This is a genomic window from Streptomyces sp. NPDC007917 (assembly GCF_042959105.1).
In the GTDB taxonomy this organism is placed as follows: domain Bacteria; phylum Actinomycetota; class Actinomycetes; order Streptomycetales; family Streptomycetaceae; genus Streptomyces.
The window spans coordinates 21,464-45,677 of sequence record NZ_JBIBKK010000027.1 but is presented as its reverse complement, the minus strand read 5'-3'; the positions used below and the strand labels follow the sequence as shown (position 1 = coordinate 45,677).

22 protein-coding genes are annotated in these 24,214 nt (G+C 70.4%); 7 read left to right on the top strand and 15 right to left on the bottom strand.

The features are described 5' to 3' along the window. Nucleotides 1–39: 39 nt before the first annotated feature. Both ACFZDL_RS37030 and ACFZDL_RS37025 read left to right on the top strand, forming a co-directional pair. On the top strand, nt 40–4,263 hold the full coding sequence (locus ACFZDL_RS37030) for a HAMP domain-containing protein (RefSeq protein ID WP_391193450.1): 4,224 nt from the start codon (nt 40–42) through the stop codon (nt 4,261–4,263). Then, nucleotides 4,260–4,730, top strand: coding sequence for a response regulator (locus tag ACFZDL_RS37025; RefSeq protein WP_353595120.1), 471 nt, complete (start codon nt 4,260–4,262; stop codon nt 4,728–4,730). The genes ACFZDL_RS37030 and ACFZDL_RS37025 overlap by 4 nt, the downstream gene beginning before the upstream one ends. A 20-nt stretch (nt 4,731–4,750) precedes the next feature. Here ACFZDL_RS37025 and ACFZDL_RS37020 read toward each other — a convergent pair whose 3' ends face one another. The 7 genes from ACFZDL_RS37020 to ACFZDL_RS36990 form a co-directional block, all read right to left on the bottom strand. Then, nucleotides 4,751–5,506 carry an SDR family oxidoreductase gene (locus ACFZDL_RS37020; RefSeq protein WP_353595121.1) on the bottom strand — a complete coding sequence of 252 codons (756 nt, stop codon included), beginning with the start codon at nt 5,504–5,506 and terminating at the stop codon, nt 4,751–4,753. A gap of 44 nt (nt 5,507–5,550) precedes the next feature. Then, on the bottom strand, nt 5,551–6,348 hold the full coding sequence (locus ACFZDL_RS37015; RefSeq protein ID WP_353595122.1) for an SURF1 family protein: 798 nt from the start codon (nt 6,346–6,348) through the stop codon (nt 5,551–5,553). A 122-nt stretch (nt 6,349–6,470) separates the two neighbouring features. Then, nucleotides 6,471–6,704, bottom strand: a complete 234-nt coding sequence (locus ACFZDL_RS37010; protein WP_353595123.1) for a hypothetical protein — start codon at nt 6,702–6,704, stop codon at nt 6,471–6,473. A gap of 81 nt (nt 6,705–6,785) precedes the next feature. Beyond that, nucleotides 6,786–7,772: a DEDDh family exonuclease gene (locus ACFZDL_RS37005; RefSeq protein WP_353595124.1), complete on the bottom strand. Its 987-nt coding sequence runs from the start codon at nt 7,770–7,772 to the stop codon at nt 6,786–6,788. 104 nt (nt 7,773–7,876) lie between these two features. Further along, entirely contained in the window at nt 7,877–8,398 is a 522-nt protein-coding gene (locus tag ACFZDL_RS37000; RefSeq protein WP_353595125.1) for a hypothetical protein, read from the bottom strand. An 84-nt stretch (nt 8,399–8,482) separates the two neighbouring features. Then, complete coding sequence (locus ACFZDL_RS36995; RefSeq protein WP_353595126.1) at nt 8,483–10,009, bottom strand: S8 family serine peptidase; 1,527 nt, start codon at nt 10,007–10,009, stop codon at nt 8,483–8,485. Between the two features lie 89 nt (nt 10,010–10,098). Continuing rightward, nucleotides 10,099–11,670: a S8 family serine peptidase gene (locus tag ACFZDL_RS36990; protein WP_353595127.1), complete on the bottom strand. Its 1,572-nt coding sequence runs from the start codon at nt 11,668–11,670 to the stop codon at nt 10,099–10,101. Between the two features lie 272 nt (nt 11,671–11,942). On the opposite strand from ACFZDL_RS36990, the gene ACFZDL_RS36985 reads away from it, so the two are divergent. The 3 genes from ACFZDL_RS36985 to moaA all read left to right on the top strand — a co-directional run bounded on the left by ACFZDL_RS36985 (nt 11,943) and on the right by moaA (nt 15,047). Beyond that, nucleotides 11,943–12,299, top strand: coding sequence for a DUF485 domain-containing protein (locus tag ACFZDL_RS36985; RefSeq protein ID WP_353595128.1), 357 nt, complete (start codon nt 11,943–11,945; stop codon nt 12,297–12,299). Beyond that, nucleotides 12,296–13,894, top strand: coding sequence for a cation acetate symporter (locus tag ACFZDL_RS36980; protein WP_353595130.1), 1,599 nt, complete (start codon nt 12,296–12,298; stop codon nt 13,892–13,894). The genes ACFZDL_RS36985 and ACFZDL_RS36980 overlap by 4 nt, the downstream gene beginning before the upstream one ends. Before the next feature lie 163 nt (nt 13,895–14,057). Further along, complete coding sequence (gene moaA, locus ACFZDL_RS36975; RefSeq protein WP_353595131.1) at nt 14,058–15,047, top strand: GTP 3',8-cyclase MoaA; 990 nt, start codon at nt 14,058–14,060, stop codon at nt 15,045–15,047. Here moaA and ACFZDL_RS36970 read toward each other — a convergent pair. Both ACFZDL_RS36970 and ACFZDL_RS36965 read right to left on the bottom strand, forming a co-directional pair. After that, nucleotides 15,030–15,257 carry a hypothetical protein gene (locus tag ACFZDL_RS36970; protein ID WP_353595132.1) on the bottom strand — a complete coding sequence of 76 codons (228 nt, stop codon included), beginning with the start codon at nt 15,255–15,257 and terminating at the stop codon, nt 15,030–15,032. The two genes, moaA and ACFZDL_RS36970, sit on opposite strands and share 18 nt — an antisense overlap. A 193-nt stretch (nt 15,258–15,450) precedes the next feature. Beyond that, on the bottom strand, nt 15,451–15,840 hold the full coding sequence (locus tag ACFZDL_RS36965; protein WP_353595133.1) for a DUF3099 domain-containing protein: 390 nt from the start codon (nt 15,838–15,840) through the stop codon (nt 15,451–15,453). 190 nt (nt 15,841–16,030) lie between these two features. Between ACFZDL_RS36965 and ACFZDL_RS36960 the strand changes: the two genes are divergently transcribed. Next, the gene (locus tag ACFZDL_RS36960; RefSeq protein WP_353595134.1) at nt 16,031–16,315 is read left to right on the top strand and encodes a GlsB/YeaQ/YmgE family stress response membrane protein; all 285 of its coding nucleotides are present in this window, start codon (nt 16,031–16,033) and stop codon (nt 16,313–16,315) included. 132 nt (nt 16,316–16,447) lie between these two features. On the opposite strand, the gene tyrS is transcribed toward ACFZDL_RS36960, so the two are convergent. The 6 genes from tyrS to ACFZDL_RS36930 all read right to left on the bottom strand — a co-directional run bounded on the left by tyrS (nt 16,448) and on the right by ACFZDL_RS36930 (nt 23,062). Next, entirely contained in the window at nt 16,448–17,866 is a 1,419-nt protein-coding gene (gene tyrS, locus ACFZDL_RS36955) for a tyrosine--tRNA ligase (protein WP_353595135.1), read from the bottom strand. A 76-nt stretch (nt 17,867–17,942) separates the two neighbouring features. Further along, entirely contained in the window at nt 17,943–19,364 is a 1,422-nt protein-coding gene (locus tag ACFZDL_RS36950; protein WP_353595136.1) for a metallopeptidase TldD-related protein, read from the bottom strand. Then, nucleotides 19,361–20,887, bottom strand: coding sequence for a TldD/PmbA family protein (locus ACFZDL_RS36945; protein WP_353595137.1), 1,527 nt, complete (start codon nt 20,885–20,887; stop codon nt 19,361–19,363). The genes ACFZDL_RS36950 and ACFZDL_RS36945 overlap by 4 nt, the downstream gene beginning before the upstream one ends. Before the next feature lie 458 nt (nt 20,888–21,345). Next, nucleotides 21,346–22,584, bottom strand: a complete 1,239-nt coding sequence (locus ACFZDL_RS36940) for a DUF6531 domain-containing protein (protein WP_353595138.1) — start codon at nt 22,582–22,584, stop codon at nt 21,346–21,348. After that, nucleotides 22,532–22,819 (bottom strand): hypothetical protein, encoded by a 288-nt coding sequence (locus ACFZDL_RS36935; RefSeq protein WP_353595139.1) that lies wholly within the window; start codon nt 22,817–22,819, stop codon nt 22,532–22,534. Before ACFZDL_RS36935 ends, ACFZDL_RS36940 begins: the two co-directional genes overlap by 53 nt. An 18-nt stretch (nt 22,820–22,837) precedes the next feature. Beyond that, a complete protein-coding gene (locus ACFZDL_RS36930) occupies nt 22,838–23,062 on the bottom strand; it encodes a hypothetical protein (protein WP_353595140.1) in 225 nt (74 codons plus the stop codon). 445 nt (nt 23,063–23,507) lie between these two features. Between ACFZDL_RS36930 and fabG the strand changes: the two genes are divergently transcribed. Continuing rightward, nucleotides 23,508–24,212: a 3-oxoacyl-[acyl-carrier-protein] reductase gene (gene fabG / locus ACFZDL_RS36925; protein ID WP_353595141.1), complete on the top strand. Its 705-nt coding sequence runs from the start codon at nt 23,508–23,510 to the stop codon at nt 24,210–24,212. The last annotated feature ends 2 nt before the right edge of the window (nt 24,213–24,214 follow it).

Below are 24,214 nucleotides of genomic sequence, written 5' to 3'. Positions count from 1 at the left end.
AGGCACAGGCGTGCGAATCGATCTATAAGAGACGATGTCATGGCAAATGACCCAACCCCCATGGACATCCATCCCGGTATCCGCCCCGAACCCCCGGGCCTCGTACCGGGCGAGGAGCAGGTGAGCGCGGCGGGGCTGCGGTCCCTGCTGGGCGCGATGCAGGCGTTGTGCGACGGGGACTTCTCCGTACGCGCCAACAGCTCGCAGGAAGGCACCCTCGGCGAGATGGCGGGGGCGTTCAACCAACTCGTGGTGCGAAACGCCCATCTGGCCTCGGAGCTGCAGCGGGTGCGCCGCGAAGTGGTACGGCAGGGCAGACTCGACGAGCGGATCACGGCCAGCCCCGGCCAAGGGGCCTGGGCGACCAGCGTGGACGCGGCGAACCAGCTGGTGGACGCGCTCGTCGGCCCGGTCTCCAACGCCACGCAGGTGCTGGACGCCGTCGCCGCGGGCGATCTGACCAAACGCGTGGACCTGCACGACGGGAATCGCCAGCTGCGCGGCGATCTGCGCCGGCTCGGGCGCGGCGTCAACCGCACGGTGGACCAGCTGTCGCTGTTCACCGGAGAGCTCACCCGGGTCGCCCGCGAGGTCGGCACGGAAGGCCGGCTCGGCGGCCGGGCCAAGGTACAGGGGCTGTCCGGCGACTGGCGCGAGGTCACCGAGGCGGTCAACGCCATGGCGTCCCGGCTGACGGCCCAGGTGCGGGACATCGCCGCGGTGACCACGGCGGTCGCCCGCGGCGACCTCACCCGGCAGGTGACCGTCGAGGCCACCGGGGAGCTGCTGGAGCTGAAGCTGACCGTGAACACGATGGTCGATCAGCTGTCGGCGTTCGCGGACGAGGTCACGCGGGTGGCCCGTGAGGTGGGCACCGAGGGTGAGCTGGGCGGCCGGGCCCAGGTCCGGGGTGTGTCGGGGGTGTGGAAGGACCTGACGGACAACGTCAACTTCATGGCGTCCAACCTGACCTCGCAGGTGCGCAACATCGCCCAGGTGACCACGGCGGTGGCCAACGGCGACCTCTCGCAGAAGATCACCGTGGATGCCCGGGGCGAGATCCTTCAGCTGAAGCTGACCGTGAACACGATGGTCGATCAGCTGTCGGCGTTCGCGGACGAGGTCACGCGGGTGGCCCGTGAAGTGGGCACCGAGGGTGAGCTGGGCGGCCGGGCCCAGGTCCGGGGCGTGTCGGGGGTGTGGAAGGACCTGACCGAGAACGTCAACTTCATGGCGGACAACCTCACCTCCCAGGTCCGCAACATCGCCCAGGTCGCCACCGCGGTGGCGGAGGGCGACCTCAGCAAGACGATCACGGTGGAGGCCAAGGGCGAGATCCTGGAGCTGAAGTCGACGATCAACACGATGGTCGACCGGCTCTCCGCGTTCGGCGACGAGGTCACCCGGGTGGCCCGCGAGGTCGGCACCGCGGGCAACCTGGGCGGCCAGGCGCAGGTCCGCGGGGTCTCCGGCGTGTGGAAGGAGCTCACCGACAACGTCAACTTCATGGCGCTGAACCTGACCTCGCAGGTGCGCAACATCGCCCAGGTGACCACGGCGGTGGCCAACGGCGATCTGTCGAAGAAGATCACGGTGGACGCCCGGGGCGAGATCCTGGAGCTGAAGGACACCGTGAACACCATGGTCGAGCAGTTGCGGGCGTTCGCCGACGAGGTCACCCGGGTCGCCCGTGAGGTGGGCACCGAGGGCCAGCTCGGCGGGCGGGCCCAGGTCCCGGGCGTCTCCGGCGTGTGGAAGGACCTCACGGACAACGTCAACTTCATGGCGTCCAACCTGACCTCCCAGGTCCGCAACATCGCCCAGGTCGCCACCGCCGTCGCCCAGGGCGATCTGTCCAAGAAGATCGACGTGGACGCGCGCGGGGAGATCCTGGAGCTGAAGACCACCATCAACACGATGGTCGACACGCTCTCCTCGTTCTCCTCCGAGGTCACCCGGGTCGCCCGTGAGGTCGGCAGCGAGGGCCGGCTGGGCGGCCAGGCCCGCGTCGAGGCGGTCTACGGCACCTGGAAGCGGCTGACCACCAGCGTCAACGAGCTCGCCCTCAACCTGACCACCCAGGTGCGGGCCATCGCCGAGGTCGCCTCCGCCGTCGCCAAGGGCGACATGTCCGGGGCCGTCTCGGTCGAGGCGCAGGGCGAGGTCGCCGAGCTCAAGCACAACGTCAACCTCATGGTCACCAACCTGCGCGAGACCACCCGCGCCAAGGACTGGCTGGAGTCCAACCTCGCCCGTATCGCGTCCCTGATGCAGGGCCACCGCGACCTGGTCGATGTCGCCGACCTGATCCTCAGCGAGCTCACCCCGCTGGTCAACGCGCAGTTCGGGGCGTTCTTCCTCACCCAGGCCGGCGCCAAGCCGGGTGAGGGCCTCCAGTTCATCGCCGGGTACGGCACCAACCCCGACAGGGGCCCACTGCCCAAGCGAGGGTCGGCAGGCCGCGGGCTGATCGCCCAGGCGGCCATCGAGAAGAAGCGCATCCTGATCACCGACGTCCCGCAGAACTTCATCACCATCGACTCCGGGCTCGGCTCCGCGGTCCCGGCCAGCGTCGTCATCCTGCCGATCCGCTACGAGGACCAGGTGCTCGGAGTGATCGAGCTGGCCTCCTTCAGCCAGTTCAGCGAGGTCCACCTGGCCTTCATCGACCAGTTCGTCAACACCATCGGCGTCTCGATCAACACCATCATCGCCAACGCCCGCACCGAGTCCCTGCTGTCGGAGTCCCAGCGGCTGACCACCGAGCTGCGCCAGCGCTCCAACGAGCTCCAGCGCTCCAACGCGGAGCTGGAGGAGAAGGCCGCGCTGCTGGCCACCGCCTCGCAGTACAAGTCCGAGTTCCTGGCCAACATGTCGCATGAGCTGCGCACCCCGCTCAACTCGCTGCTCATCCTGGCCCGGCTGCTCGCCGACAACCCCGACGGGCGGCTGTCCGAACAGGAGGAGCAGTTCGCCACCACCATCCACCGCTCGGGCTCCGACCTGCTCCAGCTGATCAACGACATCCTCGATCTGTCGAAGATCGAGGCGGGCCGGATGGACGTCCGTGCCAAGAAGCTGCCGCTGGTCAAGCTGCTGGACTACGTCAACGCCACCTTCCGGCCGCTGGCCGTCGACCGGGGCCTGAGCTTCGAGATCACCGTCGGCGAGGACGTGCCGCGCGAGATGTTCTCCGACGAGCAGCGGCTCCAGCAGATCCTGCGCAACCTGCTCTCCAACGCGCTCAAGTTCACCTCCTCGGGAGGGGTGAAGCTGAGGGTCGAGCGGGCGCCCGGAGAGGAGTTCGACGAGGAGACGCTACGGACCGCGCACGCCGTCGTCGCCTTCTCCGTCACCGACACCGGCATCGGCATCCCGCCCGAGAAGCTGTCCGTGATCTTCGAGGCGTTCCAGCAGTCCGACGGCACCACCAGCCGCAAGTACGGCGGCACCGGGCTCGGCCTGTCCATCAGCCGGGAGATCGCCGGAATGCTGGGCGGCCGGATCGTCGCCGAGAGCGAGGTGAACGTCGGCTCCCGGTTCACCCTCTACGTCCCCTCGCACTACGCCGGAGTCGTCCCGGCGCCCGACCCGTCGGACCCCCGGGCCACCGGCTCCACCGTCCCGGCCGCGCCCCCCGCACCGGGCGAGCAGCTGCCGGACGTCGCCGACCACGCGCCCAGCGGGGTGTTCGGCGACGAGACCAGCCTGACGGGCCTCTCGCGCCCCTCGGGCGGCGACGGCCACGACGATTCCTGGCCGGAGACCACCCGGCTCAGCGAGTGGCAGCGCGGCCGCCCCCACCGCGTGCTGAACGGACGGCGCATCCTCATCGTCGACGACGACATCCGCAACGTCTTCGCGCTCACCCATGTGCTGGGCCGTGTCGGCATGACCGTGAAATACGCGGAGAACGGCCGCGAGGGGCTGGAGGTCCTGCACCGCAACCCCGATGTCTGTCTGGTCCTGATGGACGTGATGATGCCGGAGATGGACGGCTACGAGACGATCCGGGCCATCCGCGGCACACCCCGGCTCGCCGATCTGCCGATCATCGCCCTCACCGCCAAGGCCATGCCGGGCGACCGCGAGAAGGCGATCGACAGCGGCGCCAACGACTACGTCCCCAAGCCCGTCGACGTCGACCGGCTGCTGTCGGCCGTCTGCGATCTGCTCGATCCGCCGGGCGGCCCGTCCGGCGGGGCCACCGCGGCCCGCACCGGCGCCGCGGACACCGGGCCGCCGGGGCGGGGGCGGACATGAGCAGAGGCGCGCCGGAGAAAGCGGCGATTCTGATCGTCGACGACATGGAGGAGAACCTGATCGCGCTGGAAGCCGTCCTCGGCTCGCTCGATCTGCGGCTGGTCCGCGCCCACTCCGGGGAGGAGGCGCTGAAGGCCATGCTGCGGCAGGACTTCGCCGCCGTCCTGCTCGACATCCTGATGCCGGGCATGGACGGGTTCGAGACGGCCGCCACCATCAAGCGCCTCGATCAGACCAAAGACGTCCCGATCATCCTGCTGACCGGGGAGGACACGGACTCCGACTACGCCTACCGGGGCTATGCGATCGGCGCCGCCGACTTCGTGACCAAGCCCTTCGACCCCTGGCTGCTGCGCACCAAGGTCAATGTGTTCCTGGAGCTGCACCGCAAGAACCGCCGGCTCGCCGAGCGGGTCGCCGAGCTGGAACGGACCGTGGACACCCTGCGCGGGGGCCGGGGCGGGTAGCCCCGGCCCCGTCACATCACTCAGAAGCCGTGCAGCGCGCCGCCGTCCACCGGCAGCATGATGCCGGTCAGGTACGACGCCGCGGGCGAGAGCAGGAACGCCGCCGCCCGGCCGAACTCCTCCGGTGTGCCGTAGCGCCGCAGCGGGATCTGCTCGCTGTTGCGGGCCCGCGCCTCGTCCGCGTCGCCGAACAGCGCGTCCAGCTCGCGGACCCGGTCGGTGTCGATACGGGCCGGCAGCAGGCCGACGACCCGGATGCCCTGCGGGCCCACCTCCGAGGCGAGGGACTTCGCGAAGCCCGCCAGGCCCGGCCGCAGCCCGTTGGAGACGGTCAGGCCGGGGATCGGCTCGTACACGGAGCCGGAGAGGACGAACCCGATCACACCGCCGGAGGAGAGCTCGGCGGCGGCGGTACGGGCCAGGCGGACCGCGCCCAGGAAGACGGAGTCGAAGGCCGCCTGCCACTGCGCGTCGGTGATGTGGGCCGTCAGGCCCGCCGGGGGCCCGCCGACGCTGATGAGCACGCCGTCGAAGCCGCCGAAGCGGTCGCGGGCCGTGGCGATCAGACGCTCGGCCGCGGCCGGGTCGGCGTTGTCGGCCGCGACGCCGATGGCGCCCGGCCCCAGCGCGGCGGCGGCCTCCGCCGCCGTCTTCTCGTCGCGGCTGGTGATCACGATCTTCGCACCGTCGGCGACCAGCTCACGGGCGGCCGCCAGGCCCAGCCCGCGGCTGGCTCCGGTGAGGACGTACACCCGGTCTTTCAGTCCAAGATCCATGGGGTCAGTCTGCCGTGGGGCCCACGGCGAGCGTAAGGGAGGTCTCAGGTCCCGGCCGCGACCGGTTCCGGCGCGGGCTCGGCGTCTCGCGCGGCCGCCCGGTCGCGCAGCTCGCGCCGGACCAGGACCACCCAGCCGATGGGCACGCCCGCGGCGAACAGCCACCACTGGATGGCGTACGCCATGTGCGGGCCGATGCCGCTGTGGTCCGGCTCCGGGACCACCTCTGGCTGGCCGGTGCCCTTCGGGGAGGACTTGGTCAGCTCGATGTAGCCGCCGAGGACCGGTTCTGACAGGGACTTCGCCAGCTGCTCGCTGTTGATCAGCATGACCTGGCGGGCGGGCAGCCCCTTCTTGTCCTTGATGCCGCTGTTCCCGGTCGTCTCGTCGCGCTTGAGGCGGCCGGTGACCGTGACCTCGCCGGAGGGGGCGGACGGCACCTTGGGGAACCGGGTCAGGTCGTTGCCCGCCGCGATCCAGCCGCGGTTGACCACGACGGCCCGGCCGTCGTCCATGACGAGCGGGGTGAGCACGTAGTAGCCGATGGTCTGCTCGTCCGCGGCGGTCCGCTGGCGCACGACCACCTCGTGGCCCGTGTCGTACCGGCCCTTGGCGGTCACGGTGCGCCACATCTCGTCGTAGGCGACGGTGCGTCCGGGCCCGGTGAGCCGGTCCACGGGGACGGCCCGGGCGTCCAGGTTGTCGGCGATCAGCTGGTTCTGCGCGACCCGGTGCTCATGCCGGTGGAGCTGCCAGTAGCCCAGTCGGATCATGACCGGGATCAGGACGAGCCCCACGAGGGTGAGGATCACCCACTGCCGGGACAACAGGAAGCGGTACACGACCTTGACAGTACTCGCCGGTCCTACTTGCCGCGGACCGCCCCCCGGCCGTCCGGGGCGGCTAAGGGGACGATCCGGGGCGTTCTGGGTCAGATGCGGTTCAGGTGCCGTCCGGACGTGGTTCAGACGCGGTCGATGATCCCCACCTTCCCTTCCGCCCGGGAGCAGTGGGCGCCGCAGTAGAAGTGGCCGTCCACCTCCACGCCCTGGCCGATGATCTGGCACCGGCAGTGCTCGCAGATGGGTGCCATGCGGTGGATGGCGCAGGAGAAGCAGTCGAAGACGTGCACCGCGCCCTGCGCGTGCACCTCGAACGTCAGGTGGTAGTCGTTTCCGCAGACCTCGCAACGTGCCATGGGGCACAGGGTGCGGGCTGCGGGGCGCGGTGGGGGAGCGGCGGCCGGGCGTGTTGGGCCGACTTCACCTGTTTGCCGACGTCACTGGTCCGGCGCCGGCGCCACGTCCCGCAGCAGCTGGGTGAAGGCCGCCTCGTCGATGACCGGCGTGCCGAAGGAACCCGCCTTGGTGATCTTGGAGGTCGACGCCTCCGGGTCGTTGGTGACCAGCAGGCTGGTGAGCCGGGAGACGCTGGTGGCCACGTGCAGCCCGGCCTCGGTCGCCTGGTCCTCCAGCAGCTCGCGGTCGATCGAGGTGTCGCCGGAGAAGGCCACCCGCATCCCCTGGACCAGCCGGCCGCCCGGCTCGTAACGCCCCGGGTTGGGGTAGGGGCAGGCCGGGCGCTTACGGCTGGGGCGCCAGCCGGCCCCGCGGTAGGACCGCTGGTAGCCGATCGGCCGGGGGCTGTCGGACCATTCGGTCAGCGGCTGGCAGGCGAGCAGGGGCAGCCGCAGCCCGCCCGCGGCGGCCGCGTGCAGGCTCGGCCGGAAGGTCTCGGCGAGCACCCGGGCGTCGTCCAGGGCGTGGTGGGCGCGCTCCTGGACCACCCCGTAGTGCGCGGCCAGGGACTCCAGCTTGTGGTTGGGCAGCGGCAGGCCCAGCTCCTTGGAGAGCGCGATGGTGCACAGCCGCTGCCGCACCGGCGCGGCGCTCCCCGCGCGCGCGTACTCCCGGGCGAGCATCGACCAGTCGAAGACCGCGTTGTGCGCGACCAGCACCCGGCCGTCCAGACGCTTCGCCAACTCGCCCGCGATCTCCGAAAAGAGCGGGGCGTCGGCCAGGGTGGCGCTGGTCAGGCCGTGGATCCACACCGGGCCCGGGTCGCGCTGCGGATTGACCAGCGTGTACCAGTGGTCCTGCACGGCGCCGTGCGCGTCCAGTTGGTAGACCGCGGCGGACACGATCCGGTCGTCGCGGGCGAGCCCGGTCGTCTCCACGTCGACGACCGCGTATCCGTCGGGATAGGCGGCCGGCCACGGCGAGGGCGGTGCGAGCCGCGGTGCGGCGGCCATGCGGTCTTCGAGCATGGTCAATGAGGATACGGGCCGCCGCCGACAGTCCGCGCCCGCAGGGCCCAACCCAAGCCCCTCACATCCGCCCTGACGCCCCCTCGGGCCCTCGGAGCGGGCCGTCACCCCGCGACCGGCAGCCGCCGCAGCCTGACCACGCGCCGCGGATCCGAGTGCCGGTCGTGGCTCAGCTCCCAGCCCAGCCCGCGCGCCGCCTGGACGACATGGCCCGCGCCGACGCCGCGGAAGTCGCGCAGCGGTATGTCGTACGGGCCGGGCGGCGGGGCCTTCCTGGCCGCCTGGGCCGCCTCCTCCTTACGGGTCCACGCGGCGAGCTTCGCCTCGACGCGCGCCCGGTAGAAGCCGGCGTCGCCCTCGTGCCGCAGTTCGGGGAGCGTCACGCACCAGCGCGGCCAGATCTCCACGCGCTCCCCGAACGAGTCGAGCAGTTTGGTGAAGCCCTTCTCGAACCCGGGAATCAGCGACAGCACCTCCGCGACCACGGCGACCGCGAGGAAGACCAGGAAGACGGCCAGCAGCAGCACCCACCACACCGGCAGCACCACCACGGTGAGAAGAAACAGCGGCACCAGCAGGGCCCTGGGACGGGCGGGCAGCGGCCCCCAGGAGTCGTCGCGGTCCACGGGACGGTCCTCTCACGGCAGCGGAGCATACGTACGGGCCGCCGGGCGGAGCCCGCCCGACGGCCCGTGCATTGTGTCAGTGCCCTACTTGGTGACCGCGTCCAGGGCGTCCGCGATCCCCGCCCCGTAGAAGCCGTTGTACGCGGGGCTGCCCTCGCAGACCGCGTCGGCCTTGCCGTCCCCGTCGATGTCGTACGGGCTGGGGCAGGCGGTGTCGTCGGCCTGGGCCTTGAGCAGCGCCTTGACCTGCCAGGCGGAGGCGTGCGGGTGGGTGCTCTTGATGAGCGCCGCGACGCCGGCCACATGCGGGGAGGCCATGGAGGTGCCCGCCATGTAGCCGTACTTGCCGCCCGGGAGGGTGTTGTAGATCAGCCCGCTCTCCGCCGGGGGCGCCGGCTTCTGGTACACGGTGCTGTCGCCGCCGGGGGCCGCGATGTCGATCACGCCGAGGCCGTAGTTGGAGAAGGAGGACTTGAGCCCCTTGGCCCCGGTCGAGGACACGGTGACCACGCCCGGCAGCTGGGTGGGGATGTCCAGGCAGGTGCGCGGGTCGATCTCCCGCTCGCCGGGGGTGGTGTCATTGGGGCTGGAGGGGTCGGTAATGGAGTCGGCGGCCAGGTCGTAGCTCTCGTTGCCCGCCGCGGCCACATTGACCACGCCCTTGCGCTCCGCGTACCGCGAGGCCCGGGTGACGGCCTCGACCAGCGCCTTCTGGTCCGGGTCGGTGGTGCAGTTGAAGTACCAGGGGTCGGTGTAATAGCTGTTGTTGGTGACGTCCACGCCGTGCTCGGCGGCCCAGACGAAGCCGCACACCACGGCCTCGGTGTAGAAGAAGCCGTCGGTCGTGGACACCTTGATGCCGGAGACCTTGACCCCCGGGGCCACCCCGGTGACGCCGATGCCGTTCTTCGCGGCGGCGATCTCCCCGGCGACATGGGTGCCGTGCGGGCTCTCGGAGGCCGAGGGCCGCCAGGCGCCGTCGGTGGTGTCCGGCTTGCCGGTGACGCAGTTGACCGACGCCTTGCGGTCGAAGTTCGGGGCGAGGTCGGGGTGGGTGTCGTCCACGCCGGTGTCGATCACACCCACGGTGACGCTCCGGCTGCCCAGGCTCTTCTCATGGGCCTTGTCCGCCTTGATCGCAGGCAGGTCCCACTGCAGCGGCTCCAGCGGGTCCTGCCCGGCGGTGGCCCGCGCGGCGACGGCCTTCTGCTGCGCCTCGGTCAGCACCTGCGGCGCGCCGGTGTCGGTGGTGGACTGGGCGGGCAGCGGGGCGGTGCGGGTGGCGCCCGCGGAGGCGACCCCGCGCACCTGACGGATCGTCTTGGCGAAGTCGGGGTCGGCGGAGTGGACGACGATGACGCCGATCCGGTCGTACGCCACCACGACGCTGCCCCCGGCCTCGGCGATGGCCTTCTTCACCCGGGCCGCGTTCCCGAGGCCCGGACGAGTGTTGACGACATAGCTCAGCGAGGGGCCGTCGGCCGCGGCGCCGGAGGCCCTGGCCGAGCCCTCACCGGAGCCGCCGGCGGCGGTGGCGGCGGTCGTGGGCAGGAAGGCCAGGGCGGCGGTGAGCGCCAGGGCGGCGGGTATCGCGGCGGTGCGCGGCGTCATGAGTACTCCGGTTCTGGTGGTTGGGCGGGCTTGGGCGGACGGCGTCACGGGGCGCGCGCTCACAGGGCGGTCGCTCACGGGGCGGTCGCTCACTTGGTGATCGCGTCCAGCGCGTCGACGATGCCGTAGCCGTAGAAGCTGTTGATGTGCTTGGTGCCGGTGCAGACGGCGTCCGTGTCGCCGTCACCGTCCGGGTCGTACGGCCCGGTGGGGCAGCCCGGGTTGTCCGCCTGGGCCTTCAGCAGCCACTGGATCTCCTGCGGGCTCGCCTTGGGGTGCGCGCTCTTGAGCAGCGCCGCGACGCCGGCCACATGCGGTGAGGCCATGGAGGTGCCCTGCAGATAGGCGTAGTCGCCGCCGGGCATCGTGGACAGGATGCGGCCGTCCTTGGCGGGCAGCTCGGGCACCTGGTACTTGTCGCCGCCCGGGCCCGCCACATCCACCTGGCCCAGGCCGTAGCTGGAGTAGTACGACTTCAGGGAGGTGACGCCGGTCGCGGCGACCGTGACGACGCCGGGCAGCTGGGTGGGCACGTCCGGGCAGACCGACGGGTCGACGGTGCGCTCCACGGGGGTGGTGTCGTTGGGGCTCGTGGTGTCGGTGAGCGAGCCGGCCGCGAGGTCGTCGTTGGAGTTGCCCGCCGAGGCGACGTTGACGATGCCCTTGCGCTGGGCGTACGCCGTGGCCCGGCCGACCGCGTCGGCGATCGCCTTCTGGTCCGGGTCGGCGGCGCAGTTGTACTTCCACGGGTCGACGTAGTAGCTGTTGTTCGTCACCTCGACGCCGTGGTCGGCCGCGAAGACGAACGCGCACACCACGCTCTCCGCGTAGAACAGGCTCGTCGTCGGCTCGCTGACCTTGATGGCGGAGACCTTCACCCCGGGTGCGACGCCCGCCACGCCCACGCCGTTGCGCGCGGCGGCGATCTCCCCGGCCACATGCGTGCCGTGGTAGTCCTCGGCCGGATTCCACGGGCGCCAGGCCCCGGGCCTGGTGTCGGCGACGCCGCCGACACAGCTGGCCGACTGGGACCGGGAGAAGTTGGGGGCCAGATCGGGGTGGGTGTCATCCACGCCGGTGTCGATGACGGCGACGGTGACCTTGCGGCTGCCCGGGTTGACCTTGGCGGCCTGGTCGGCCCTGATGGCGGGGATGTCCCACTGCAGGGACTCCAGCGGCTCCTGCCCGGCGGCCCGTGCCTTCGCCGCGGTGGCCGTCGAGGTACGGGGCGCCGGCACCTTCTCGGGCCGGCCGACCTCGGTGGTCGTGGCCGGGGTCAGCGGCGCGGTGCGGGTCGCGCCCGCCGACTGGACGCCGCGCACCTGACGGATCGTCTTCGCGAAGTCAGGATCGGCCGAATGGGCGACGATGACTCCGATCCGTTCATAGGCGGTCACCACCGTGCCGTGCGAGGCTGTGATCGCTTTCTTCACCGCGCCGACGGTGCCGTGGTCGGGGGCAGTGTTGACCACGTACGACAGCGACGGGCCGTCAGCCGTGGCGGAAGAGGTGAGGGCCGAAGGGGTCGGCGCGCCCCGGGGGATGGCCGAGGCCGCCTGGGGGAGCAGGACGAGGGACGCGGTGAGCGCCAGCCCGGCCGGCACCGCCGCCAGGGCGCGCCGTCGTCTGGTGCCTGGATGTGCCGGTCTGCGATGAGCCATGGGGTCTCCACATCATCCGTACAGACCGCCCGGCGCGAGTCGCGCGTGGGCGGGTACATGACGAGCGAAACTATCGTCGATCAAGGGCCCCCATCAAGGCATTCCGGAGGAAAACGCGCCACAGTACCCGGAGTCAATCACTCCGCCGACTTCTTCCCTCCTTTCAACTACCAGCCCCTGTTGGACGGCCCGGCGTCGCCCTACCATGCGTGATCTGGATCACGACTACCGCCGTATCACGTCCCGTCAGAAGTCATTCACCAGGAGAGACCGTGGACACCGCGCCGGCCAGCGATCGCCCTGGCGATCAGCGACAGCAAGAACATCCCCCGTACGCCGAGGTGCAAGCGAGTGCGGAGTTCGATGAACTGCGCCGCGCCCACCGCTCGTTCGCCTTCCCGCTCACCATCGCGTTCGTCAGCTGGTACCTGCTGTACGTGCTGCTGTCCAACTACGCGGACGGCTTCATGGGCACCAAAGTGGTCGGCAATATCAACGTCGCCCTGGTGTTCGGTCTCGGCCAGTTCCTGACCACCTTCCTCATCGCCTGGTGGTACTCCCGCCACGCCGCCGCCAAGCTCGACCCGCGCTCCGCGGCGATCAAGTCCAGCATGGGAGGGGACGCATGAGTTTCCATCAGCTCGCGGTCGAGAGCGCGTCGGACAACCGACCTCTGATCATCACCCTGTTCTCGGTCTTCGTCGCCGCGACCCTCGGCATCACCGTATGGGCCGGCCGCCAGACCAAGGACGCCACCGACTTCTACGCCGGCGGCCGCTCCTTCAGCGGCTTCCAGAACGGCCTGGCCATCTCCGGCGACTACATGTCCGCCGCGTCCTTCCTCGGCATCGCCGGCGCCATCGCGCTCACCGGCTACGACGGGTTCCTGTACTCGATCGGCTTCCTCGTCGCCTGGCTGGTCGCCCTGCTGCTGGTCGCCGAGCCGCTGCGCAACACCGGCCGCTACACGATGGGCGATGTGCTCGCCTTCCGGATGCGCCAGCGCCCGGTCCGCACCGCCGCGGGCGTCTCCACCATCGTCGTGTCGATCTTCTACCTGCTGGCCCAGATGGCGGGCGCGGGCGTGCTGGTCTCCCTGCTGCTGGGCATCACCAGCGAGGCCGGGAAGATCCTCATCGTCGTCCTCGTCGGCGTGGTGATGGTCCTCTACGTGTCCATCGGCGGTATGAAGGGCACCACCTGGGTGCAGATGGTCAAGGCCGTGATGCTGATCGCGGGCGCCCTGCTGATGACCTTCCTGGTGCTGCTGAAGTTCGACTTCAACGTGTCCGACCTGCTTGGCGAGGCGGCCAAGAACAGCGGCATGGGCCATGCCTTCCTGGAGCCGGGCCTGAAGTACGGGGCCACCGGCACCACCAAGCTCGACTTCATCTCGCTCGGCCTCGCCCTGGTGCTCGGCACCGCGGGTCTGCCGCACATCCTGATCCGCTTCTACACCGTCCCCACGGCCAAGGCCGCCCGTAAGTCGGTGAACTGGGCGATCGGCATCATCGGCGTGTTCTACCTGATGACCATCGCACTGGGCTTCGGCGCCGCCGCGCTGCTGAACAAGACAGACATCACCACATCGAACAAGGCCGGCAACACCGCCGCACCGCTGCTCGCCGAGGAGCTCGGCGGCCCGGTGCTGCTCGCGGTGATCTCCGCGGTGGCGTTCGCGACGATCCTCGCCGTCGTCGCCGGGCTCACCCTCGCCTCCTCGTCCTCCTTCGCCCACGACCTGTACGCCAACGTCATCCGCAAGGGCCAGGCGACGCAAGAGGAGGAGGTCAGGGCCGCGCGCTGGGCGACCGTCGGCATCGGCATCGTCGCGATCGTCCTCGGTGTCTTCGCCCGCGATCTCAACGTCGCCGGACTCGTCGCGCTCGCCTTCGCGGTCGCCGCGTCCGCCAACCTCCCGACGATCCTCTACAGCCTGTTCTGGAAGCGGTTCACCACCCAGGGCGCGCTGTGGTCCATCTACGGCGGGCTCATCTCCTCGGTCGTCCTGGTGCTCTTCTCGCCGGTCGTCTCCGGCAAGGAGACCTCCATGTTCAAGAACGCCGACTTCTACTGGTTCCCGCTGGAGAACCCCGGCCTGATCTCCATCCCGCTGGGCTTCCTGCTCGGCTGGGTGGGATCGCTGCTGTCCAAGGAGGAGCCGGACAAGGCCAAGTACGCCGAGCTGGAGGTGCGCTCGCTCACCGGCTACGGCGCGCACTGACACCCGACCCCCGGAGAGCACCGGCGGCCCCGCCACGGACCTGCCCGACGGCGCGGTGAGATTCGCGAAACCCCGAATGTCACAGGCGTCGCGTACGCTGCGGGAGAATTGACCGTAGCGCCAAGCCATCGAGCACCGAGCACGAGTCCGCGGAGGGGCCGCCATGCTGATCGACACCTACGGTCGGATCGCCACGGACCTGCGCGTCTCCCTCACCGACCGCTGTAATCTCCGCTGCACCTATTGCATGCCGGAAGAGGGCCTTCAGTGGCTCGCCAAGCCCGACCTGCTCACCGACGACGAGATCGTCCGGCTGATCCGGATAGCCGTCACCGACCTCGGAGTCACCGAAGTCCGCTTCACCGGCGGTGAGCCGCTGCTGCGCCCCGGGCTCGTCTCCATCGTCGAGCGCTGTGCCGCCCTCGACCCGCGCCCCCAGATGTCGCTCACCACCAACGGCATCGGCCTGGAGCGCACCGCGGCCGCCCTGCGCGCCGCGGGCCTGGACCGGGTCAATGTCTCGCTGGACACCCTGCGCCCCGAGGTCTTCCAGGCCATGACCCGGCGCAAGCGCCACGCCGATGTGCTGCGCGGCCTGGAGGCCGCCGGCGCCGCCGGGCTCACCCCGGTGAAGGTCAACGCCGTGCTGATGCCCGGGCTCAACGACGACGAGGCCCCCGACCTGCTCGCCTGGGCCATCGCGCACCAGTACGAGCTGCGCTTCATCGAACAGATGCCGCTGGACGCCCAGCACGGCTGGAAGCGCGAGGGCATGATCACCGCCGGGGACATCCTGACCGGCCTGCGCACCCGCTTCACCCTCACCCCGGAAGGCGACGAGGAGCGCGGCTCCGCGCCCGCCGAGCGCTGGCTGGTCGACGGCGGCCCGGCCCGCGTCGGGGTCATCGCCTCCGTCACCCGCCCCTTCTGCCGCGCCTGCGACCGCACCCGGCTCACCGCCGACGGACAGGTGCGCACCTGCCTGTTCGCCCGCGAGGAGTCCGATCTGCGCGGGGCGCTGCGCTCCGGCGCGCCGGATGCGGAGATCGCCCGGCTGTGGCGGCTGGCGATGTGGGGCAAGAAGGCCGGCTCCGGGCTGGACGACCCCTCGTTCCTCCAGCCCGACCGCCCGATGTCAGCGATCGGTGGCTGACGACCACTCCTCCAGGGTCACCACGTCCTTCAGAAAGCCGCGCACGCCGAGGAAGTCGGACAGATATCCGCGGTGCTCCTCGCACGCCAGCCAGGTCTTGCGCCGCTCGGGCGTGTGGATCTTCGGGTTGTTCCAGGCAAGCACCCATACGGCGGGGGCTCGGCAGCCCTTCGCGGAGCAGATGACGGCGTCGGTCTCGGGAGTGTTCACACCGCAGACTCTACGGAAACCGTGCTGGACATGGCGACGCCGGGCAGCCACGGGGGGAGCCGCCCGGCGTCGGTCCATCGCTCCGACGGGGGATGCGGAGCGCGTACGAAGTATGTCATGAGCGGTGGGGCACAGTGCACCGGAACCGCGCAATTGATCTGAGGTTTTCCTGAGCTTACTGAAACGGCGCAGGTCAGCCGTGCTCCGCGCGTCCATTTTCGGTGGGCGCCCCGGTGTCTTCCACGTCCGATTCCGCACCGGTCGCCCCGGAACCCCCGTTCTGCTGACCGGAGATGAGCATCGGACGGGGCGGCGCGGGAACGAAGGTGGAGGGGAGCGAGGGTGCGTTCTCCCGGCCGGCGTTCGCTATCACCACGGCGATGTACGGCAGCACCGCACCCAGCACCAGGGCCACTATGGCCACATGCCGCTCCACGTTCCACAGCACCGCGGCCAGGATGACGGAGACGGTCCGGATCGACATCGAGATGACATAGCGGCGCTGCCGGCCGCGCACGTCGTCGGCCAGCCCCTGCCGGGCCCCGGTGATCCGGAAGACCTCGGTTTCGCTGTGCTTCCGCATCGCGTTCCACCACCCGATCGCCAAGCCGGAACTCCCCGCTTCCGGACGTACCCCACGTTACGCCCGAACCCCAGCGGGTACACGAGCGGGGGTCCTCGCGGGTGGTGCCTTCGCTACGACGTAACGCGTACGGCCGACTACGGCGTGCGGCGCACCACCCTCATCCGCAATCTGGCCACAGGAGGCGATCATGAACTGGCTGTGGGCCATCGTCGTAGGCCTGGTGCTCGGTGTGCTCGCCCGGGCCATCCTGCCGGGCAGACAACCGATCCCGCTCTGGCTGACGACGATCTACGGCATCCTCGGCGGCATCTTGGGCAACGCGGTGGCCGGCTGGGTGGGCATCCGCCACACCTCGGGGTTCGACTGGGGACGGCATGCCCTCCAGCTGGCCGGAGCGGTGCTCATCGTCGCGGTGGGAACGCGCCTGTACGTGGCGCTGCGCGGCGGCAGACGGAGCAGAGAACGGGCCTGAGCCCGCGGGGACGGCACCGGGCCGGATGAACGGCACCGGGCCGGATGATGGACGGCGGGGGCCGGCGCGCTTGGTGGACGCGCACCGACCCCCGCTCACAGCCACCGCTGGGACACGGCCGCTGTCAGCCGCTCACAGCCCCCGCAGCCGGGCGATCTTCCGCCCCGCCTTGAGGTAGACGCTCCCCGAGTCCGCGGCGAGCCCGGCGCCCGCCAGGACCTCCGCCGCCACCTCGGCCAGCGGCCGCACCGCCTGCGCCTCGGTGAGCACCGCGGACTCCTGCCCGCCCTCGGTCTCCACGACCAGGCGCAGACCGTTCTGCTTGGCGACCCGGCGGGCCGCCGACGCGCTCGGCTGGAACTGGAGCACCTTGCTCAGCACGGTCGCGACCGACTCGGCGCCGTGCTCCGCCGCGTCGACCTCCGGCAGCGTCTCGACGTCCGTGAAGGACTTCTTCGAGAACTGCGCCACGAACCCGGCGCGCGCCGACATGGCCGCCGACACGCCGTACAGCGCCGTCACCACCTCGCCCGCCAGCACCTTCTTCAGGTCCATCGGGTGCAGCGACCGGTCCTCCAGCCGCCCCTTGACGAGGTCGATCTCGCTGTCGGTCCACTCCGTCCAGGCCCGCAGGTACGGTGCCATCAGCCGGTCCGGGATCGACATGATCTTGCCGAAGACATCCTCGGCGGTCGCGGACAGCGCGATGTAGTTGCCCTTGGACTTGGACATCTTGGCGCCGGTGCCGTCCGTGCCCTCGATCAGCGGCATGGTGACGACCAGCTGCGGCGTCTGCCCGCGCAGCTCCATCAGCTTGCGGCCCATCTGCAGATTCAGCAGCTGGTCCGCGCCGCCGAGCTCGATGTCGCACTCCAGCGCGACCGAGTCGAGCCCCTGGGCGATCGGGTAGAGCAGCTCCGACATGGTCAGGCCGGAGCCCTCGGCCAGCCGGTTGCGGAAGTCGTCGCGCTGCAGCAGCTGGGAGGCCGGCACCTGGGCCAGCAGCCCCAGCAGCTCCGGGAAGGTGTACGGCGCCAGCCACTCGCTGTTCTGCCGGAAGCTGACCTTCTCGAAGTCGAAGAAGGGCCGGACCTGATCCCGGTAGCCCGCCAGATTCCGGGCGATGTCCTCGTCGGTGAGCGGCGGCCGCTCGGCCGTACGCCCCGTGGGGTCGCCGATCTTGGCGGTGAAGTCACCGATGAGCAGGGTGACGTCGTGCCCCATCCGCTGGAAGCGGCTGAGGATGATCACCGGCACGGCGTGGCCGAGGTGCACATCGGCGGCCGTCGGATCGATGCCCAGCTTGAGCCGCAGACCCCGGCCCGCCGTCCGGCGCTTCTCGATCCGCTCGGCCAGCTGGTCCACGCCCGGCAGAACCTCGACCGCACGCGACGCGATCAGCTCGGCCTGCTCCTTCGCCGACAGATCCGTCAGGTCCAGATAGCGCCGGGACCCCGTCTCCTCGAGCAGCTCCTCCACGGTCTTGTCCGAGGAGAGATCTGCGGTGAGCAGTGCGCTGGCGCGGGCGACGGATTCGCCGAGGCGTGTCATGGCGTTCCTGGTAGTAGTCGGGAATCGATGAATACGATGCAATGAGGATGGGCGTGGACCAGTCTATTCGCCCGGTTCAGACGCCCTTGCTGACGGAGCTCATATTGAAGTCGGGGACCCGCAGCGCCGGCATCGCGGCACGCGTGAACCAGTCGCCCCACTCGCGCGGCAGCGTCCGCTCGGTACGGCCCGCCTCGGTCGCCCGGGACAGCAGGCTCACCGGCGACTCGTTGAACCGGAAGTTGTTCACCTCGCCGACGACCTCACCGCCCTCCACGAGATAGACCCCGTCCCGGGTCAGCCCCGTCAGCAGCAGCGTGGCCGGGTCGACCTCGCGGATGTACCACAGGCAGGTCAGCAGCAGGCCCCGCTCCGTGGCCGCCACCATCTCCTCCAGCGAGCGCGGCCCGCCCCCGTCCAGGATCAGATTGTCGATCCCGGGGGCCACCGGCAGATCCGTCAGGCCCGCCGTGTGGCGCGTGGTGATCAGCTGGTTCAGCACACCGTCCCGGATCCAGTCGGTGGCGGTCAGCGGCAGCCCGTTGTCGAACACCGACGCGTCGTCCCCGGAGGAGTGCGCGATCACGAACGGCGCCGCCTCGAGACCGGCCGCCGCCGGGTCGCTGCGCAGCGTCAGCGGCAGGTCGGTCAGCTTCTCGCCGACCCGTGTGCCGCCGCCCGGCTTGGAGAAGACCGTACGGCCCTCCGCCGCGTCCCGCGCCGCCGAGGACCAGAACTGGTAGATCAGCAGATCGGCGACCGCCGTCGGGGGCAGCAGCGTCTCGTACCGCCCGGCCGGGAGGTCGATCTTCCGCTGCGCCCACACCAGCCGCCGGGCGAGCTCCGCGTCGATCGCGGCCGGATCCACGTCCGTGAAGTCGCGCGTCGCCTGCCCGGCCCAGGCCGAGCGGGTGCGGTCCGGGGACTTGGCGTTGAGCTCCAGCGTGCCGGTCGGCTGGTCGTGGCGCAGCCGCAGCCCGGTGGAGGTGCCCAGATAGCTGGTGACGACCTCGTGGTTGGCGAACCCGTACAACTCCCGGCCGCCCGCCCGCGCCTGCGCGAACGACTCGCCGAGGGCGGGCGCGAAGGCCGCGAACACCTCGGAGGAGGTCTCGTCGGGAGCATCGGTGAACGCGGCCTCCCCGGCCGCCGCCCCGCCGGCCGCCGCCACCAGCGGCTGGGCGTCCTCCGCCGGCCCGGCCTCCCGGGCCGCCGCCTCGGCGGCCCGCACCAGCGGCTCCAGGTCCTCAGGCGTCACGGCCGACCGTGACACCACGCCGGAGGCGGCGCCCTGGCCGCCGTCGACCGTGGCCACGACCGTGAGCGTACGGCCCCGGGTCACGCCGTTGGTCGTCAGCGCGTTGCCCGCCCAGCGCAGATTGGCGGTGGAGCGCTCATTGGCGATCACCACACAGCCGTCCGCCCGGGACAGCTCCAGGGCCCGTTCGACGATCTCGTGGGGCTTGACGACCTCGTGGGGCTTGTTGACGCCGCTCATGCACCCGCCTCCTGCGTGGTGTTCAAAATGTTGACGTTCCTGAACAGGGCGGACGGGCAGCCGTGCGAGACGGCGGCGACCTGGCCCGGCTGGGCCTTGCCGCAGTTGAAGGCGCCCCCCAGGACATACGTCTGCGGCCCGCCGACCGCGGCCATCGAACCCCAGAAGTCGGTGGTCGTGGCCTGGTACGCGAAGTCCCGCACCTGCCCCGCCAGCCGCCCGTTCTCGATCCGGAACGCCCGCTGCGCGGTGAACTGGAAGTTGTAGCGCTGCATGTCGATCGACCACGACCGGTCACCCACGAGATACAGCCCCCGCTCCACGCCGCCGATCAGCTCCTCCGTCGAGGGCCCGTCCGGCGCGGGCTTGAGCGATACGTTCGCCATCCGCTGCACCGGCACATGACCGGGGGAGTCGGCGAAGGCGCACCCGTTGGACCGCTCGAACCCGGTCAGCCTGGCGATCCTGCGGTCCAGCTGATACCCGACCAGCGTGCCGTCGCGGACCAGGTCCCAGGACTGAGCGGCCACGCCCTCGTCGTCGTAGCCGATGGTGGCCAGCCCGTGCTCGGCGGTCCGGTCACCCGTGACGTTCATGATCTCGGAGCCGTACTTGAGCTTGCCCAGCTGGTCGAAGGTGGCGAACGAGGTGCCCGCGTACGCCGCCTCGTAGCCGAGCGCGCGGTCCAGCTCGGTCGCGTGCCCGATCGACTCATGGATCGTCAGCCACAGATTCGACGGGTCGATCACCAGGTCATACGCCCCCGCCTCCACCGACGGCGCCCGCATCTTCTCCGCCAGCAGCTCCGGGATCTCCGCCAGCTCCGCGTCCCAGTCCCAGCCGCCCGCCCCCGTCAGATACTCCCAACCCCGCCCGACCGGCGGGGCGAGCGTGCGCATCGACTCGAACTCCCCGCTCTCCGGGTCCACCGCCACCGCCGTCAGCTGCGGGTGCACCCGGACGCGCTGCTGCGTGGTCGTGGTGCCCGCGGTGTCCGCGTAGAACTTGTTCTCCTGCACGGTCAGCAGCGACGCATCCGCGTGCGCCACTCCCTCGGCCCTCAGCAGCCGCTCACTCCAGTCCGTGAGCAGCCCGGTCTTGTCCGCGTCCGGCACATCGAAGGGGTTGATCTCGTACGACGACACCCAGGTCCGGTCCGCGTGCACCGGCTCATCCGCCAGCTCCACCCGCTCATCGGACCCCGAAGCCTGGATCACCTCCCCCGACAACTTCGCCATCGCCACCGCCTGCGCGGCCACCCGCGCCGCCGCGTCCATGCTCAGGTCCACCCCCGACGCGAACCCCCAACTCCCGCCGTGCACCACCCGCACCGCATACCCCAGGTCGGTGATGTCCGAAGACCCCGCAGGCTTCCCGTCCCGCAGCCGCCAGGCGGCACTCCTCACCCGCTCGAAGCGGAAGTCGGCGTGATCGGCCCCCAGCGCGCGGGCTCGCGCGAGAGCCGCGTCCGCGAGTGCGCGCAGTGGCAGCGCGAGGAAGGACGGATCGATCTCATGCGGCACGGGCGACTCCCCTTCGGTCGGTGTGTGTCCGGTCGATATGTGTCCGTCCGCAGTGAACCATGCCGCGTCGGCCCGGGCGGGGTTAATTCCCGCCGAGCCCGGGGGCCGGGGGAGCGGGGGCGATGAGCGCCCCCCGGACGCTACGGGATGACCACTCCCACCGGCAGTGGGACGGACGACCGCCCTACCGGGCGACGAGCTTCCTCGGCTTCAGCCTGTCCTGGCTTCGGGATCGGGGCCAGGCAGCGGTGATTGGCACCCGGCCGGCACGCGCAGTTTCAGTCGCGGGTGGCTCTCAATCGTCGTCGACCCTGGTGAGAAAGCTTTCGTGGGAATCCGTTTCCACCAGGTCCCGAATTGCGTTGAACATTTCTCGGGCGCCAGGGCGTCGAACAATGACCAGGTCCGAGCAGACGAAATATCCGCCGTTGAGGTACTCGCCGGTCCGTGACCACTTCTCAAGGACTTTCCCCACCGCGGCATATGTCAGGAATGTGGCCGCCCATTTCTCGCCGTTGGGCAGCTCGACCCACCCGTCGGCATTCTCGACCGTATCCGGCGAGTCGCCGCCGAGCGGTGATGTAGACGACGCCGGCGTCGTCGATCTCCAGCCGCTGGTACCCCAGCGTCCCGGCCCAGGTGCGGCCGAACCAGCCTCCGCACGGGTGGCCTGAGACGTAGTGGCGCTCCAGGACCAGGGGCAGGGCGCCGGGCAGGCTGACGTCGGTGGCGGACATCACCATCTCGCCGGTCGCCACGTCGATCGGCTCGCCGGTGGTGCACTTGTCACCGCCGGGCGTGCAGTTCCGCTTGGGATCGCTGTCCGTCCGCCTGCGGGCGCTGCCGTCCCGGCGCAGTGCGCGTTCGCGGTTGAGCAGGCGTTGTGCGGCGTTCTTGGCCGCGGAGCCGCCGCGGCGCACGGCGCCGGAGCCGCCGGTGGCCAGGGCGAGGAGGAGTTCGGGGGTGTGCTGGCCGGCGGCGCGGGCGGGGTTGCGCTGCCACTCGTCCCAGTTGGTGACGGCCTTGGCGAACTCCTTGGGGTGATCGACGGCGTAGGCGATGCCGTCCTGGATGCCGGCCAGGTGGAGGCCGAGCCCCTGGGGCCCGTCCTTGACCAGGTCGTCGAAACCCTCGTACCAGCCGTACAGGGTGTCGCCCGCGCCACCGACGAAATCCCCGAGCCCCTTCTTGACCTTGTTCCAGCCCTTCGGTGCCGGGGGCTTGTCCGGGGCCTTCTCCGCCGCCTTGGCGAGCTTTTTCTTCGCCGCGTCGATGACGGGCCGCAGCTCGCTCTCCAGCTTGTCCAGCCGGCGGTAGCAGGCATCCAGCGCCGCGATCCCCGGATCGTCCTCCGGCGGGCGCTCCGGCAGCGGATCATCCTTACGGTCCTGGGCGTCGTAGTAGTCGTTGACGTCCTTCCAGTACTTCTTGGAAGCCGCCCGCGCCGCGTCCGCGTCCTCGATGATCGGCTTGACCCGCTTCTGCACCGAGCGCAGCTTGTCCGCGTACGCGTCCAGGGCGTTCGCGGCGGCGTTGAAGTAGGTCTGCGCGGACTCCAGCTCCCGGGGAAGCTTCTTCGTCGCGTTCTCGAACCCCTCCGAACCGGCCCCGGTCCAGTCCATCAGCATCAGGGCGTCCAGCTGGTCACGCCCGTCCTTGAACGCGCCCGCGTAAGCCCGCAGCTTGACCCACGTCATAGCTGACGCCGGACCCGTAATCATCGAGCCACGGCTCCTGATAGATCTGCGGCGGCGGGTCGAACTTCGGCCTCGACCCCTCCTGCCACGCCCTCAGCCCGTGTTCGCCGAACGGCAGCTTGGCGATGTTGTCCTCGGTCGGCGCGAAGTCCTTGACACGCAGCAGATCCGCCAGCACATACGCGGCGATCACCTGCCGGAGCGTGGCCACCACCGTGTCCGTGTGCTCCGCCACCCGCCCCATCCCGAACCCTCAGGACGAGAGCATCTTCTCCGCCGCGTCATAGGCGTCGAAATCTGCCGAATTCCCAATGTGATCGGCCAGCGCCTTCCCATCGCCCTTGATCTTGCGCGCCGCGACGACCGACTCCTCCAGCGGCGTCAACACCGCGCGCACCGAAGCGATCTCAATCTTGTAGCCAGCGGCCAGGCTTGTTTTGCCGCCCTGACCAGGCGGTCTGGTGTCCCCCTCCCCCAAACATGGGGGCTATCTTCACACGTCCTCGCAGCCGCGTGCGAGGAACACGCGGCGATGGTCCATACCGCTTCCGCAGGTCCTGGGTACGGAGCCTGGGCGCCGCCGGGCGGCATTCGGCTCCGGCGGTGCGGGCATCGTCTCGCGCCTTCGGCGCAAAGCAGCCGGCAGCGGGGAAGCGAAGGGGGCGGTGCGCCGCCGTTGCCGTCAGGCCGTCCGGCGGCGCGGAGCGGGGGAGCGGAGTCTGGTTGTGGGCCTCCCCCACCCCCTTGCAAAAAATCGTTTGATGGAGAGCAAGTATTTTTTCTGTAGGAAGTCGACAGTGACCGCGTGGCGCCCCTGTGCGTGCTCGATTCCCCGGACCGGGCCTTCGCCCGATAGTTTGCGTACAGAAGGGTCGGCACACACAGTGACGCCCGGCACGACATCCAACAGAGAGGGTGGTCCCTTGAGCCGCTCGGTTCTCGTCACCGGAGGTAACCGCGGTATCGGCCTCGCCGTGGCCCGTGCCTTCGCCGACGCAGGCGACAAGGTCGCCATCACGTACCGGTCCGGGGAGCCGCCGGCCGGCTTTCTCGCGGTCAAGTGCGACATCACCGAGCCCGAGCAGGTCGAGCAGGCGTACAAGGAGATCGAGGAGAAGCACGGCCCGGTCGAGGTGCTGGTGGCCAACGCCGGCATCACCCGCGACCAGCTGCTGATGCGGATGACGGAGGAGGACTTCTCCACCGTCCTCGACACGAACCTCACCGGTGCGTTCCGTGTCGTCAAGCGCGCCAACCGCGGAATGCTTCGCGCCCGCAAGGGCCGTATCGTCCTGATCTCGTCCGTGGTCGGCCTGATGGGCTCCGCGGGCCAGGTGAACTACGCCGCGTCCAAGGCCGGCCTTGTGGGCTTCGCCCGCTCCCTCGCCCGTGAGCTCGGCTCGCGCAACATCACGGTCAACGTGGTGGCGCCCGGTTTCGTCGACACCGACATGACCCGCGAGCTCGACGAGAAGCAGCGGGAGAACATCGTCAAGCAGGTGCCGCTCGCGCGCTATGCGCAGCCCGAGGAGATCGCCGCCTCGGTCCGCTTCCTGGCCTCCGAAGAGGCCGCGTACATCACTGGAGCCGTCATCCCTGTCGACGGCGGATTGGGCATGGGTCACTGAAC

Excerpts from the sequence above, each read along its gene's own strand:
- ACFZDL_RS36960 (WP_353595134.1), top strand. The coding sequence starts at position 16,031 with ATGAACTGGCTGTGGGCCATCGTCGTAGGCCTGGTGCTCGGTGTGCTC.
- ACFZDL_RS36995 (WP_353595126.1), bottom strand. The coding sequence starts at position 10,009 with ATGACGCCGCGCACCGCCGCGATACCCGCCGCCCTGGCGCTCACCGCC.
- ACFZDL_RS37025 (WP_353595120.1), top strand. The coding sequence starts at position 4,260 with ATGAGCAGAGGCGCGCCGGAGAAAGCGGCGATTCTGATCGTCGACGAC.
- ACFZDL_RS36940 (WP_353595138.1), bottom strand. The coding sequence starts at position 22,584 with ATGACGTGGGTCAAGCTGCGGGCTTACGCGGGCGCGTTCAAGGACGGG.
- ACFZDL_RS37030 (WP_391193450.1), top strand. The coding sequence starts at position 40 with ATGGCAAATGACCCAACCCCCATGGACATCCATCCCGGTATCCGCCCC.
- ACFZDL_RS37010 (WP_353595123.1), bottom strand. The coding sequence starts at position 6,704 with ATGGCACGTTGCGAGGTCTGCGGAAACGACTACCACCTGACGTTCGAG.
- ACFZDL_RS36990 (WP_353595127.1), bottom strand. The coding sequence starts at position 11,670 with ATGGCTCATCGCAGACCGGCACATCCAGGCACCAGACGACGGCGCGCC.
- ACFZDL_RS36965 (WP_353595133.1), bottom strand. The coding sequence starts at position 15,840 with ATGCGGAAGCACAGCGAAACCGAGGTCTTCCGGATCACCGGGGCCCGG.
- ACFZDL_RS37020 (WP_353595121.1), bottom strand. The coding sequence starts at position 5,506 with ATGGATCTTGGACTGAAAGACCGGGTGTACGTCCTCACCGGAGCCAGC.
- moaA (WP_353595131.1), top strand. The coding sequence starts at position 14,058 with ATGCTGATCGACACCTACGGTCGGATCGCCACGGACCTGCGCGTCTCC.
- ACFZDL_RS36980 (WP_353595130.1), top strand. The coding sequence starts at position 12,296 with ATGAGTTTCCATCAGCTCGCGGTCGAGAGCGCGTCGGACAACCGACCT.
- tyrS (WP_353595135.1), bottom strand. The coding sequence starts at position 17,866 with ATGACACGCCTCGGCGAATCCGTCGCCCGCGCCAGCGCACTGCTCACC.
- ACFZDL_RS36950 (WP_353595136.1), bottom strand. The coding sequence starts at position 19,364 with ATGAGCGGCGTCAACAAGCCCCACGAGGTCGTCAAGCCCCACGAGATC.
- ACFZDL_RS37005 (WP_353595124.1), bottom strand. The coding sequence starts at position 7,772 with ATGCTCGAAGACCGCATGGCCGCCGCACCGCGGCTCGCACCGCCCTCG.